This is a genomic window from Candidatus Nitrosocosmicus sp. FF01 (genome assembly GCF_047711275.1).
Lineage (GTDB): Archaea > Thermoproteota > Nitrososphaeria > Nitrososphaerales > Nitrososphaeraceae > Nitrosocosmicus.
The window spans coordinates 218,642-232,312 of sequence record NZ_JBLNIG010000004.1 but is presented as its reverse complement, the minus strand read 5'-3'; the positions used below and the strand labels follow the sequence as shown (position 1 = coordinate 232,312).

The following is a 13,671-nucleotide window of genomic DNA, read 5'->3' as shown; positions in this document are numbered from 1 at the left end:
AACCTGATTTTGTTTAACAAAATATTGATTCTTTAAATTCAAAATTATTTTGAGATAGTTTACTTAAAAAGTTAGGAAGTTGTTGATAGCTTAAGTTATATTTACATGATAGGTGTGGTTTAAGTCTGTCATCAGAATTTATACCTATTGAGATATCAGCCTTTCTAAAAGCAGGATTATCATTTTCTGAATCTCCAAGATACATTACTTTTCCAATGCCATTATTTAGATTAAATATCTCTGAAACCACACAATCATAGGCATCCCCTTTATTGGTTTTTGTACCATAAATATCGACAAACGGGTGAGTTGCATATTCTTGTATAAAGAATTTCTTAAGATAATAATTCAAATTTCTATTAGACATCTTTTTTATTAGGTCGGCTTTTTTGAATGCTTTGTATATACTCTCTTTAACAATTTTTTTATAGTTTAAGGAATTAGAGACCCAATTCTTACTTTTATCATTTCTCCAATCAATCGTTATTCCACCTATCACATCTTTGGATACAGTTGAAAATTTCTTTTCTACGTTTATGAAGGGGTAACGAACTTCTAGGATGCTCGATATCTCCTTTAATGTGGAAGAGTTTTCCATTAAGGTATCATAATCAACCAACAAGTGTCTTAAAATGCTAAATTTGTCAGTTTCTATATCTATAATGGAATTTGTATGAGGATTTATACTGTCTATACCCGTAACTACCAGATCTTTATCTTTTACCTCACTTACATTTTTCAAAAACAATGTTTCTATTCCTAACATGCATGATATTATTTTAGAAAATTTTCTTACCCTGTTAAACAAAAAATAGAAATCCTTACTAGATATTATGCAAATTGGAATGGTAGATGAAATATCAACCAAAATATTTTCCAATTCTGCTGGAACCAATCCTGAATTTTCGTCTTGTAAATCGACATGAGATGTTGGACATAGAGTGCCATCATAGTCGGACAAGATTGCAATAATCTTACAATTATTATCCAAACAAAGGTAGAGCAAGTTGAAGATTTAATAAATGTAACTGCAGTTACATTTGTGATAAAGCCTTATTCGTATTTATCTATCTTTTCTGTTATTAACAAATGAGTATCTATTTGAAAAATACGAGGACAAATCGTAATTACGTTCAAGAGAATAATTTTATTACTTAAAAAGTACTTTCTTCTTATACCGATTAAATGATTGAAAAACCCACGTCATGGCTAATGGTTTTTTATGACGTTCCTACCGAACCTACAAAACAAAGGGTAAGGATATGGAGAGAGTTTAAAAAAATAGGAGCGCTTTACCCTCAAATGTCATTTTGTGTGCTTCCAAACAATAAGGAAAATAAGGAAAAAATAGAAGAAATTTCCAAATTCATAGAGGACAACGGCAAACTAATCAAGATTTCCACTAAAGAAGATGATGAGAAAGAACATGAGAAGATGCTAGAACTGTTTAGAGAAGAAAGAGACAAACAGTATGACGAGATCTATGAAGAATGTGAAGAATTCATTGAAGAGACCAACTTGAACATTAAGAACAAAAAATTTACGCAGGAAGAAGTAGAAGAAATGGAAGAGGTGCTAGATGGATTAAACCGCTGGGTAGAAAAAGTCATGTCAAAAGACTGGATAAAAACATCACCCAAAATTACAAACTTAAAAGAATGTCTAAAAAAATGCCAAGAAGCAATGGATCAATTTGCAGAATTATCATATAGTAGAAATAGCCACTAAATTTATAATCAAAATAATGGAGGTTAATCGTTTATACTAATTAATAACATGAGTAGACATTTAGATCATTTACACATTTTGTATTGCTTTCCTAAATTTATCTGATAGGGATCCAGATATCACCTGAATGCATAACTAGTAAGTTCTGAAGATCCTTCTATTGCGTCTAAAATAGCTCTAGATGCTCCTAAATTATTGAGAATAAATGTTGGAAAGACTCCTAGAATCATCTCTACAAAAATCGGTAAAGAAGTTTACTAGACCTAACATCCATGCATTTCGAAGACCTTCAAGCTTATCCTCCATAGAATATCTCAAGGTTCTTTTTTCACTCCCGTAATTTACTAGTTGTCTTTCTTTAAATTAGACATAGGACATTCATATAGATGATCAGTTTACACATTTTTTACAGTCTCTTTCTAATCTATCCGTTAACGGATAAGAGAAATTATCAAATGTATATTATTCTTAAATATTAAGGATAACTGAGCTTATTGATTAGAATTAGATATATGTTGTACTCTTTATTCTTCTTCTTTATCGCAGGTTTATGTGAGATAGGCGGTGGCTATCTTGTTTGGTTGTGGTTAAGAGAAAGCTATAGTTGGATTTTTGGAGTATTAGGAGGCTTTGTTTTGTTTATGTATGGAGTAATTCCAACTTTTCAAAAAGCACATTTTGCCCGAACTTATGCAGCATACGGAGGTATATTCATAATAATGGCTATTGGATGGGGTTATTTCTTTGAAGGAATTGTTCCAGATACTTATGATATACTTGGAACTATAATTGCGACAATTGGTGTTATTATCATATTTTACTATCCACGCAAGGACGAAGGTGAAAGAATTGGAATCGATTCCTCCAATTGAATATAGCATTACACTGATCCTATCGACATTTGGATTGTTTGTACTCGCTGCATTCTTAGAAATTGGTGGTGGCTATCTTGTTTGGAAATGGTTAAGAGAAAAGAAGACAATAGTTTTAGCTATAGTCGGAGGTGTTATTCTCTTTATTTATGGAATAGTTCCTACACTTCAACCTTCTAACTTCGGTAGAGTCTATGCAGCTTATGGTGGAATATTTGTAATCGTGGCTATCGTTTGGGGTTTAATGATTGATAAAAAAAGACCAGACAGATATGAAATTATTGGCGGAATTATCGTTCTAATTGGCGCCACTACAATTTTCTATACACCTAGATGATTACTATCATGGATTCCAGATATTTTTTGCACTGTTTAAAAATCTTATGTAACGAAATTGATCCTACTGACCTGAGATATTCTGCTTTTTACAACCGTTGATTTTTGTATAACGATATCAATTGAAGGAGTATCTGATCCGTGAGATGTTAAGTAGCCCAGAATCATATTCATCTGTCTCCATTGAAAAAATTAGAGTATGTGATATTTTAACTATCAGAAATATTAGCGTCATACGAACATACAAACCAAGGATGGAGATACACAATTTTCCACATAGTATTAGTTTAATAAATCATACAAATTGGCATTCTCAGTTCTTAATTTGTATAAAGACAATGGCTCATGATCCTTAACTGCGATTAGTCTTGTCCTGGGAAGGGCCCTAGTTAAAACTATCCACAGGACAAAAACATGATTAAGATAGTGGCTTTACATTTGTAAATGATCCTAAATTCTCATCCCATTTACGTTAGTAAAGCCCAGTGCTTATCGATCTGTTTATGCTAGATAAAGATAATGAATAAGATGAACCTCGATAATTGTTGTCAAGAAAATGATGACAAAAGTATGGAGAAAAAAGAAAACGGTTAGTGTTATTGCTGTTGTGAGTAACATAAGGTATATAACAACAACGCTATTTTTTTAGTTTTCGTGATTTTCATAATTGTAATTTAATTTATAGACAAAATCATATAATCATAAACATACATTACAGACTATTAGGTAAAAACAATCCAACGAAACAAAAGTAAAGGACAATCCAGCATGTTATAATACTTTTATAGTAACGATCACCAATGCAGTTCGATTATCACCCTTAGTCGCTTATACTTAACACATCCATCTCCTCCGATTGAATCTATGAATTTGATTTCTTTTCTGATAATTTGCCCTCTAGACCGCGACATTTAATAATATAACGTGTCGGATTTTGACTTTGATTGCCATAAATATTATATATCGCCGAGGTAAAGAAAGAAAAATTGCTCTATACAACAAATGCAAATAAAGGAGACTATTTCTGAGATGACAGATACTACCACAACTAATCTGTCTCAGAGACCTGTGCTTATTTTAGGATCGGTTTCATTTATTGCTGGAGCAATAATCATGGTTTTGTCTACGATGATTCATCCGTCAGGTGAAGATCCATTTAATCATCCATTAGTGTTAGCAGAATATGCTCATAGCGAGCTCTGGGTAGGGATTCATATAGGTCAGTTCGTTGGAACGATGATGGTTTTTGTTGGTGGATTTGTCGCTATCTACCGCTTGCTTGTATACTCTGAATCAAGCATTATATCCTTATTGGCTTGGCTTGGATTATCCCTTACAATAATTACAGCTAGTACTTTTGCTATTCTGCAAGCAGTTGACGGAGTTGCTTTAAAGTTCGCAGTAGATTCTTGGATAGCTTCCCCAGAGGGGGATGAAAAAGATCTAATCTTTAGGGTTGGTGAGGGAATTCGGTGGACTGAATATGGAGTAAATAGCGTATTTCGACTTTTGCAAGGTACTGTTGCAATAATCTTTGGTCTTGCAATTGCGAAGAACTTATTTGTCAATAGATGGATAGGAGTCGGTGGAGTGATAGTAGGTATCATTACAGTAATTTCAGGAATAGAAGTTTCTTACTTTGCTTTTGCATACCCTAACTTTGAAGGAATTCGAGGGATATCGATGATAATTTTCTTAACATGGGTTGTAATTTTGGGAGCTGCTATGCTAAAGAAAACATTCGTAAAGAGAATTTAAAAAATGGAGTTTTATTCCAATTATGTTTTATCCGCTTCAAATCACTACTATATGGTAGTAAGATAACCGTCTTATACAACTTCCAAAACAAAGTCGGCTGTTATTGTTACATTTTGATGCTGAAATTGTCCCCATATTTTATACAAACCCGGATATGGAAATATAGTACTAAAGGAAATCTCAGGGCCACCTTTCCAATCGGAACCTACCTCTTTGGTTGGATGAACATGCAAGAATTCCTGCAGATTGTTGCTTATTATTACACTGTGACCACCGGCTCCCATTAAAGGAGTCAAATCTGTAATTGCATTTGAATTTTGATCCAAGATTACGAATGTTAAATCAACTGGTTTGTTTGACTTTATTTCTTTGGGAATGAGTAAATTAACGTAATGATTTTTATCTATTTGTTTTGTATATTGTCTTTCCTTTGTAAAGAATATTGGTTTGTCAGCTGTATCAATCATGTTATCTAGTTTGAATGTAATAAGAGTCTGATTTCCATTCTTTGGTTTAAAGTCTACCCATATTTTGTACTTTGCATTTTCGGGAAATATATGGTGGGCTGTGAATCTACCATCCTTGTAGTCAAATACAGGATGAATGTGTGAAAAGTTAGACAAGTCTTCTGAAACGATTATGATATGCATTAGTTTCTTATGAAGGATATCAAATTTCTTTATCTTTTTTCTAGTTTGCTTTGCAATAACTTCGATAGTAATTAGTGTAGGTCGTCCTGGTTCTGGAATTTTTGGATTATATGTTAGATTGACACCATATGGCTCTTCTTTTTGTTCGTATTGTTGCTGTTGTATTTGTTGTCGATGATGTAAATGAGCGTTACCATTAGTATTTATTTGTGTTATCACATATTCATATTAAATAAAGACAAATATAACTACCAAGCTTTACAAATGTAAATATCCTAAAATTGTAGGATTTTTTTGACTTTTTTATATTTCAGTAGTTCTGCGTAAATATTGTAAGTATAACATGATTAATGAACAATAAGCACAGGGCAATTCGCCAATTCTGATACTTTTCTAGTAACGCCACCAAGTGCTTTTATCTTTGACATACCTTTTAATCTAAGACTAGCACCAATAACTATAATATCTGTTTTATTGGTGTTTCTAAATTCCAGAATTTATTCTGCCGGATTCCCGGTTAAACATTTACTATCAATTTCTAAAATATCTTTGTCGTTCTTTAATTTTTCGACAAAATCTTTGGCTCTTTTATTCCAACCCTTTTCAAGTGCTTTACCTATCTTGCTTCTGGCACTCTCAATTAAGACCTTGTCATTACCTAAAATTAATGACGCTGGAACCTCAATATTATTGATAATATGTAACAGGGTTAAGCGGGCTTTCAATTGTTTTGTCAGCTCAACAGCCTTTGCAATTGCTTTTTCCGAGGATTCTGTAGCATAGTCTGTTACTACGATATTAGATATCATAATAATTCCTATCCTGACCATGTACATTAACTATTGATAGTCAATGAATATAGACCATAACAACCAATTGTAACATTATGTTTATTTCAATAACTATATGAGCTTTAATTAGCAATAAGGTAAATTGGTAAAAACTAATATGAATAAAATGAATATCACGCAATTCAATTCACTAGCCTTACAGGTCTAAGTAACATATTGGCATATTCATATTATTTGAGGAGGAAGCCTTCGTATACTATTTTACATTTGTAAACGCTCATAGTTAAACAGATTATTGCTTATTATTGTATGGTATGGCAAAAGACCCTGTGTGTAATATGAATGTGGATGAAAAAACTGCAAAACATGTATCAGAAATCAATGGTAATAAAATATATTTGTGTTCTGCTAGCTGTAAACAACAGATAGAACAGAATCCATCAAAATACGGATACTGATATAAATCTTAAAGAAGAGATATATTATTCATCTAACTCAGATTTACCCCCATATCTTTTTAATCGACTCTATTCTATCACGGTATTTTTGGTTATAGCCTGATTTGTACGAAGTATAACAAAAGAACTTTCTATATTTGTAAACTTTAGAACTTTGGGTTTACCATGCATTTGACCATCACAAAAATCACAAATAATACTAATTGCAATACCACTTGAGATTTTTTTCTGAATTTCAAATATTTCTTCCTTTAAAGTGATATTTTGATTACTCTTTTGTTGGATATTCTTTCTCGCCTTTGTATTTTCTTTCAGATCATCCAGGTGGATGAAATTTTCATATCTTCATTTGATTATGCTTTTTCAAAATCAAAGACTGGCAAAACTCCTTTGATAAATCCAATGTTTACTAGTCATTCATATCTGGCTTTCACAGTGGGGCTGTTATTCCTGTATCTAGGGATATCAGTCTGAAAGATTTTCTCCCGTCTGCTAATATTGACTTTAGAATAGACACATCAACTTCATCAAGACTGAATGGCATACAATTACCAATTTTTTGTTTAATAAAGTTATATTATTCTTTATATTTGTAAAGTTCAATTCAGGAGATAGATATATCTCCACATTAGAGAATAAGTTAATTTTGTAATACATTCGATAATCGATTTTGATATTCTACCGCTATTCAATAAATCTCCTGATATGATACGAACAGAGTTACCGGCCATTAATCACTAGCGAGGCACCCTGACAAATTTATAACCAGACTTTTCTAATCTTTCTTTAATCTCTTGTTTTGTTATTAAAGAAGGGTCAAATTCTACAACCACACTATCTGTCATATAGTTTATATCAATTTTTTTAATTCCCTTAATGTTTTTTAATTGATTTTCAACTATCGGTTTGCAGGTTGAACAATACATTCCAACAATTTTAAAATGGGTTTTTTCAAAAGACGTCATTTGTAGATGTATCTTTACACGTATGATCCTATAATTTAGTATTCTCTAATTTTAAAAAAAATAAAAAAGTTATGTAGCAAAACAGATAGACAAAGCCGTCTTGTTTTGCTAGTTTAGCCAGACATCCTTCTACACTCGTCAGCACATTTTCTACAGGCTTGAGCACACTGTTGACAGTGATCCATATTAGTATGGCTCTCGCATTCTTTAGCACAAGCATCGCATACTTTTGCACAAGTTTCACAGATTGCTTGAGCATAATGGCTATCTTTGGACATGTACTTGGAAGCGATTCTGCACACATCCGCACAATATTCACAAAGTTCAATACATTTTAGGAGCATTTTCACATTTTCTTCTCGGGAGCATAATGTAGCACAATATTCGCATGAATTCGCACAATGATTACATGCTTCTATACATTCTATGTATTTTGAATTGTGAAGGGTTTTTGTTGGCTCAGATATTGACATGAAATATTTCCAACATTATACTATTTAAGATGCCTAATTTCTTCAAACAAACCCAAATCAACTGCCTTCAATAAGCCAGAGTGAACCAGTAGAATAACTCGAAATGAAATAATATATCGAACTAGATCTAGAATCAATAAAACATCTAAAAAAGATGGTATATCCTAGCATTTGAAAATAAATCTGTAAAATGAGCTTGAGAAACCCTTAATGGAATAGGGTATTCAAGATTCTTACACAACAATTTAGGTTTAATATCATAGGACAGAAGGAAAGTTGTATTTCGCCTGTTGATCAGATACAAAACTGTTGATAGTAATACATCCACATGATCCACTAAAGAAGTTACACTAAAACCTATATTGGATCAGTCTGGAATAGCAGAAATAAATTTCACATGATGTCTTTAACAATTACATACCTCATTTACTTTGACTCGATAACAAGTTCCGTGGGATCAGGTTCCGTATACTATGCGGGTTCGATGAAAATTGGATTTTCACATGGATCAAAGTCAATATAACTTATTCTTGATGTGTACGTTTTTTATAAAGTTGAATCGAATATTTCTTAATATATCCTACTACGGAAATTTCAAAGGATCTGTTCAGGATAAAGATGCTGGTGTTGTTGTACTAGCTAAAAATATTCGCGTATCATTCTTACAATACAAAAAAAGTCGTTAGTAGATACGCATGTGTTCACAAAAATAAACCTGTTTATTACATTCAAAATTTTATAGATTATTTTGAAGTGGTTTTAGCGCAGATTATAGACGATGAAATTGTACTCCTATTCTCAAGTTATAGACGTGACTTTTTGCGGTCAATCAATCCTTAAGAAAGTTCAAATATGTTTAATTCAATCAGAAACTAACTAAATGAGATTTAGAGAAAAGGGTGTAATAGATTATAACTCAACTTACCTATTTGTTACGATTTTCGTTTTACTTTTGACATTTATGATTACTGCTAACAAAGTTGTTTTTAGTCAGGAGGAGTCGTCACCTATTAAGGAGATGGACTTTTCCAACCCTTTAGATGTGTACAGCAATAAGCACGGAATCCTGAATGTTTCATTGATTATTGAAGAAAAGCAGACCAGGGATGGGAACCAATCAGTCACAGCGCTGGTCTATAATGGATCGCTCATGGCGCCAACACTAAACATCAAACCTGGCGAACGACTGATAATAAACCTTGTCAACAAGATCGATCAAACTAACTTACATTTTCATGGCCTGCATGTGTCACCGACAGGCAGCTCAGACAATATCTTTCGTGTAGTTAAATCAGGAGAAACTGCAAGATACGTCATCGATATTCCGATCAATCATCCAAGAGGAACCTTTTGGTACCATCCGCACCTTCATGGTTTAGCAACTACTCAAGTAGGTGGCGGGATGTCGGGTTTGATCAATATTGAAGGCTTAGATAACCTTTTACCTAGTACTTTGCAAAATATCACTCAGCAAAATCTAGTCATGAAGGCTTTTCCATGGAGTCTAAACGGAAGTTCAGGTAATCCAGTTTATAAATGGGCGAATCATTTTACCGTCAATGGTCAACTTGATCCTGTTATAAATATTTCACCAGGGGAGACCCAACTTTGGCGATTTGCAAATATCGATCCCGCCACGTTTTACAATATAACATTGCCCGGTCATACCTTTAATGTAATCGCAGAAGACGGCAATCCCGTATGGGAAGTATGGGATGGAAAAAACCTTGTTCTTCCCGCGGGTAAGAGATATGAAGTTCTGGTTACTGGTGGTGAAATCGGAACTTATCCACTTAAATCTCTCCCATATAACCGATCGGGGTTCTCTCCAACCTCTGAGATAACCCTTGCAACGATAAACGTACAAGACAAAACTATAGCTCAGGCAGCACAACTAACTCTATCGAGTCTAGTACCAGAGCATGATCTGGAAAATGATCAGATCCAGACTCAACGTACACTGATCTTTAATGGCTCACCAGACAATCAAACTGCAAATCGATTTGGCGATATGGGAACTAACCAGATCAATGGAAAAGTTTTTGATCATGATAGGATCGATTATATAGTGAAGTTAGGAGATGTGGAGGAGTGGACACTCAAAAATCTCGATAGTGAAGATCATACATTCCATATTCATGTCAATGACTTTCAGGTAATGTCAGTGAATGGTCAACCCTATGATGGGCATGGCTTACAAGATATGGTAGTAATTCCACAAGGTGGTGAAGTGGTGATTCGCATTCCATTTACGGATTTCGTTGGAAAATTCGTCTTTCATTGTCACATTCTTCCGCATGAGGATACCGGTATGATGGGCATTGTTGAGGTGGTTGATCCATTCACACCAAGGGATTGATGAAGTAATTTGAAATTAAGATGAAGGTATAAAAATGAATCAATTTTATTAACCAAAGCGGTTTGCTATGGCGTTGATCTGTTTCTCCAATTCTAATGTACTTGGACTTGGGGGATACAGGACGATACCGGGGTTATAGTGCAAGTTGTGTTGGTCAAAAAATATTAGAATCCAATAATTAATACACACACATAATACATGATATTGTAGATAAAGGTAGATATTTTAAAACCATATAATGAAGGTATGTTGTCAAAAAATCAAATATCGGCTAATATAGGCATATTCGACTATGTCATATCCAGTAAATCATTCCAGTGTATGTAGGAGTTTGTCTAATTAATTGTCATTCTGATCTATTTTAATTAAATAAGTCTTTATTACATATGGTGTTAAATTACTTATCCAAGGGTAAGGCAAACTGAACACGTTAAAAATAAGCAATTGTTATCAAAATCCTTTTTCGTGGAAGTTTGATTTTAGCAGTTTGTTCGGTTTATGAATAAATTAGATCGAGTTTATTGTTGATCTTTTTATTTATCAACTATCAACAAGGTGGATGTTTCAATTAATAAAAATCCCTTATTTACTAAATTAGAATTTTATCTCGATAATAAATTAAAGGGTGAAGAAATAACTTAGGGTAATATTACCAATTCGCCGTTCAGATACAGGATTATTCTCCGAATAGAAGGAGTAGTTACCTGGAGATATATTTGAAGCTAGATACTCTGAAAAACTTCCGGGCGCAATCTCAACTGAAAATATTTTACCATCCATATCATCTCCTGTGCCATTGCCGTTTGTGAATGTATGTGTTTCAGTTAAATTATTTAAAACCAATAGTTCTTCACCTTGTTTAATTGTAGTTGTCGCGGGATTAAATACAGGATTACCTTGGTCATCAATAGTCATCATTATAACTGCAGTAATGGGTGTTGAGTCAGCTTCTGAATGCGTACTTTGAGCATAAACCTGCGGGGCTGCAACAGATGTTACTGCCATAATAGTTGAGAATAAAAGTGATGACAAAATTATTCGTCCTAGATTGGCTTTTATTGAAAAAAATGCTTAATACTCATATAAAATTATATAATATGAATACAGATGAAATGCTGAAATCTATTTGTTTGTATATTTGATCAATAATAAACAAGCTTGTTAATAGATTCGATATAGTCATCTAGCTCGGAGAGCGTTCAATATCACACCAATATCTAATACTTCCTGAAGCAAGGCACCTATTGATGGAGGAATCAATCCGAAACTAGCAATAATCATCAAAATAAGACTTATTCCCATTCCAACAAAAATACTTTGTTTTACTATGTTTATTGTTCGTTTACTAATCTGTATTATGTTTGATACTTTGGTTACATCATCGACTAACAAAACTACATCTGCTGCTTCTGCGGAAACAGCCGTACCCTTAGCTCCCATTGCAATACCCACAGTCGCAGTTGTTAACGCGGGAGCGTCATTGATACCATCTCCAATCATAATAACACCTTTATAATTTTCATTTATTTTTTTTACTTCGTTAACCTTATCCTCTGGCAGCAGATCATACTTGAATTCATCCAAAACAACTTGTTTTGATATGGACCTTGCATTAATCAAACTGTCTCCAGTAAGCATAACGGTTTTTTTTATTCCTGATTTCTTTAAATCCTGGATCATAGTGACAACACCTTCCCTGATTTTATCACTAAGAGTTATTATTCCTGAATTCGTTCCATCGATATTTACTAGTACTACCATCTTTCCATTGTTCTGTAAATCTGAAATTGTTTTCAAGAGATTGTTTTTTAAATTTGGAAGACCACTTGCCCGAGTCATATCGAACTGAGATTGAATAAAAGACGGAGACCCAACCATTACATGTTCTCCATTAACAAAACCTTTAACTCCTAGACCAGCTTCTTCGGCAAAGTTTACAGGTAATGGTAAATTATGGAATTTTTTTCTTCCGGCGTTAGTTATGGCTTGTGCAGATGGATGAGAAGACATTTGCTCTAAAGACGCTGATCGAAATAATATGTCATCTGTAGTATATCCTAACTTGTTATCCGTAACGTTTATTCCATATTTATTAAGCAACAAAACATCTTCCACGATAGGAACTCCATATGTTATAGTACCTGTTTTGTCAAATACCACTACCTTAGCCCGATCAATCTGTTCAATCGCTGCTCCACTCTTTACTATTATTCCTTGTTTTGATGCCTTGTTTATTCCACTTATTATGGCTACCGGAGTTGCAAATATAAGAGGACAAGGAGTTGCCACAACAAGCACTGCTAGAACAGTTTGAGCATTTTGAGTTAAAATCCACCCCAAACCACACATAGCTAACGTAAGTGGCGTAAACAATAAAGCATACTTGTCCGCGATTCTTTGTATCGGCGCTTTATCTTCTCGTGCTTTTTTTACGAGTTTTACTATTTTTGAATATTGACTTTCTTCGCTAATGCGTTTTGCTTTTATTTCAAAAGCGTTACCTATATTGACAGTTCCACTAAAGACTTCTTCTCCTCGTAGTCTAATTTTAGACAAGGGCTCACCAGTAACAGAAGATTCATCGATTTCTGCATTACTTGAAATAATAATACCATCAACTGGAATAAGATCTCCTGGTCGAATTACTAAATGATCTCCGACTCTAATATCCTTGACCTCGATGTCTTCCACATTTTGATCATTGATTTTCTTGTGTGCCATCTTGGGTGATCTTGCCATTAATTCATCAAGAGAGTTGGTGGCTTTCCGAAAGGCATAATCTTCCAAAGCCTTTCCACCAGATTGCATGATAACGATAATTACACCAGGAAATGCTTCGTTTGTCACTATCGCGGTAATAATCGCAAGCGTTGCCACAATATCAGAAACAAAATGTCTATGTACGAGTCCTTTTATTGTTTCATATATTATTGGCAATCCTCCTATTATCAATACAATAAACCAAATCAAGTGTCCCAATTCTGCATCATTCAATCCATAATGGCAAATTATTCCAAAAAATAATCCTACAATTGCAAATATAGGTATTGGATATTTTTTAACAAGGGATATAGAAATTATACTCTTATAATATATCCGCATTAGTGTATTTTTATTTATTACAATATCTTTCTGCATATTCTTTGCAATTTTTTAAAATTTTCTTGGCGTTCCTTTAATTTAACCTTTTTAGAACGCACACTTTTGGTTGAATGTTAATTTTTCTCATTGATACTCTAGGTTATAGTATACTCAATATGATCAAATACCAGTTTTCATCG

General features: G+C 33.5%; 12 protein-coding genes and 1 pseudogene. 6 read left to right on the top strand and 7 right to left on the bottom strand.

Translation table 11 applies throughout. From position 1 onward, the window contains the following. Positions 1-13: 13 nt before the first annotated feature. Positions 14-991, bottom strand: a complete 978-nt coding sequence (locus ACMT7R_RS13280) for a hypothetical protein (protein ID WP_415312431.1) — start codon at positions 989-991, stop codon at positions 14-16. A gap of 194 nt (positions 992-1,185) precedes the next feature. On the opposite strand from ACMT7R_RS13280, the gene ACMT7R_RS13275 reads away from it, so the two are divergent. From ACMT7R_RS13275 to ACMT7R_RS13260, 4 genes are all read left to right on the top strand, one after another. Beyond that, positions 1,186-1,728 carry a Chromate resistance protein ChrB gene (locus ACMT7R_RS13275; protein ID WP_415312430.1) on the top strand — a complete coding sequence of 181 codons (543 nt, stop codon included), beginning with the start codon at positions 1,186-1,188 and terminating at the stop codon, positions 1,726-1,728. Between the two features lie 494 nt (positions 1,729-2,222). Continuing rightward, a complete protein-coding gene (locus ACMT7R_RS13270) occupies positions 2,223-2,600 on the top strand; it encodes a YnfA family protein (RefSeq protein WP_415312429.1) in 378 nt (125 codons plus the stop codon). Beyond that, entirely contained in the window at positions 2,578-2,937 is a 360-nt protein-coding gene (locus ACMT7R_RS13265) for a YnfA family protein (RefSeq protein ID WP_415312428.1), read from the top strand. The genes ACMT7R_RS13270 and ACMT7R_RS13265 overlap by 23 nt, the downstream gene beginning before the upstream one ends. 1,028 nt (positions 2,938-3,965) lie before the next feature. Beyond that, the gene (locus ACMT7R_RS13260) at positions 3,966-4,694 is read left to right on the top strand and encodes a hypothetical protein (protein ID WP_415312427.1); all 729 of its coding nucleotides are present in this window, start codon (positions 3,966-3,968) and stop codon (positions 4,692-4,694) included. A 71-nt stretch (positions 4,695-4,765) separates the two neighbouring features. On the opposite strand, the gene ACMT7R_RS13255 is transcribed toward ACMT7R_RS13260, so the two are convergent. Beyond that, positions 4,766-5,563, bottom strand: coding sequence for a hypothetical protein (locus ACMT7R_RS13255; protein WP_415312426.1), 798 nt, complete (start codon positions 5,561-5,563; stop codon positions 4,766-4,768). A 128-nt stretch (positions 5,564-5,691) separates the two neighbouring features. Further along, positions 5,692-6,153: pseudogene (locus ACMT7R_RS13250) on the bottom strand (universal stress protein). Between the two features lie 296 nt (positions 6,154-6,449). Between ACMT7R_RS13250 and ACMT7R_RS13245 the strand changes: the two are divergent. Further along, complete coding sequence (locus ACMT7R_RS13245; protein WP_415312425.1) at positions 6,450-6,593, top strand: YHS domain-containing protein; 144 nt, start codon at positions 6,450-6,452, stop codon at positions 6,591-6,593. Positions 6,594-7,330: 737 nt separating this feature from the next. Here ACMT7R_RS13245 and ACMT7R_RS13240 read toward each other — a convergent pair. Both ACMT7R_RS13240 and ACMT7R_RS13235 read right to left on the bottom strand, forming a co-directional pair. Beyond that, positions 7,331-7,558 (bottom strand): heavy-metal-associated domain-containing protein, encoded by a 228-nt coding sequence (locus ACMT7R_RS13240; RefSeq protein WP_415312424.1) that lies wholly within the window; start codon positions 7,556-7,558, stop codon positions 7,331-7,333. A 113-nt stretch (positions 7,559-7,671) separates the two neighbouring features. Continuing rightward, positions 7,672-8,031: a four-helix bundle copper-binding protein gene (locus ACMT7R_RS13235; protein WP_415312423.1), complete on the bottom strand. Its 360-nt coding sequence runs from the start codon at positions 8,029-8,031 to the stop codon at positions 7,672-7,674. 880 nt (positions 8,032-8,911) lie between these two features. Here ACMT7R_RS13235 and ACMT7R_RS13230 point away from each other — a divergent pair. Next, complete coding sequence (locus ACMT7R_RS13230) at positions 8,912-10,390, top strand: multicopper oxidase family protein (protein WP_415312422.1); 1,479 nt, start codon at positions 8,912-8,914, stop codon at positions 10,388-10,390. 618 nt (positions 10,391-11,008) lie between these two features. On the opposite strand, the gene ACMT7R_RS13225 is transcribed toward ACMT7R_RS13230, so the two are convergent. Continuing rightward, positions 11,009-11,422, bottom strand: coding sequence for a hypothetical protein (locus tag ACMT7R_RS13225; RefSeq protein WP_415312421.1), 414 nt, complete (start codon positions 11,420-11,422; stop codon positions 11,009-11,011). A gap of 147 nt (positions 11,423-11,569) precedes the next feature. Further along, complete coding sequence (locus tag ACMT7R_RS13220; protein WP_415312420.1) at positions 11,570-13,528, bottom strand: heavy metal translocating P-type ATPase; 1,959 nt, start codon at positions 13,526-13,528, stop codon at positions 11,570-11,572. Positions 13,529-13,671 lie beyond the last annotated feature (143 nt).

What these genes read in the sequence shown, in the direction of transcription:
- ACMT7R_RS13275 (WP_415312430.1), top strand. Translation starts at nt 1,186, where the DNA reads ATGATTGAAAAACCCACGTCATGGCTAATGGTTTTTTATGACGTTCCT.
- ACMT7R_RS13260 (WP_415312427.1), top strand. Translation starts at nt 3,966, where the DNA reads ATGACAGATACTACCACAACTAATCTGTCTCAGAGACCTGTGCTTATT.
- ACMT7R_RS13245 (WP_415312425.1), top strand. Translation starts at nt 6,450, where the DNA reads ATGGCAAAAGACCCTGTGTGTAATATGAATGTGGATGAAAAAACTGCA.
- ACMT7R_RS13240 (WP_415312424.1), bottom strand. Translation starts at nt 7,558, where the DNA reads ATGACGTCTTTTGAAAAAACCCATTTTAAAATTGTTGGAATGTATTGT.
- ACMT7R_RS13235 (WP_415312423.1), bottom strand. Translation starts at nt 8,031, where the DNA reads ATGTCAATATCTGAGCCAACAAAAACCCTTCACAATTCAAAATACATA.
- ACMT7R_RS13230 (WP_415312422.1), top strand. Translation starts at nt 8,912, where the DNA reads ATGAGATTTAGAGAAAAGGGTGTAATAGATTATAACTCAACTTACCTA.
- ACMT7R_RS13220 (WP_415312420.1), bottom strand. Translation starts at nt 13,528, where the DNA reads ATGCAGAAAGATATTGTAATAAATAAAAATACACTAATGCGGATATAT.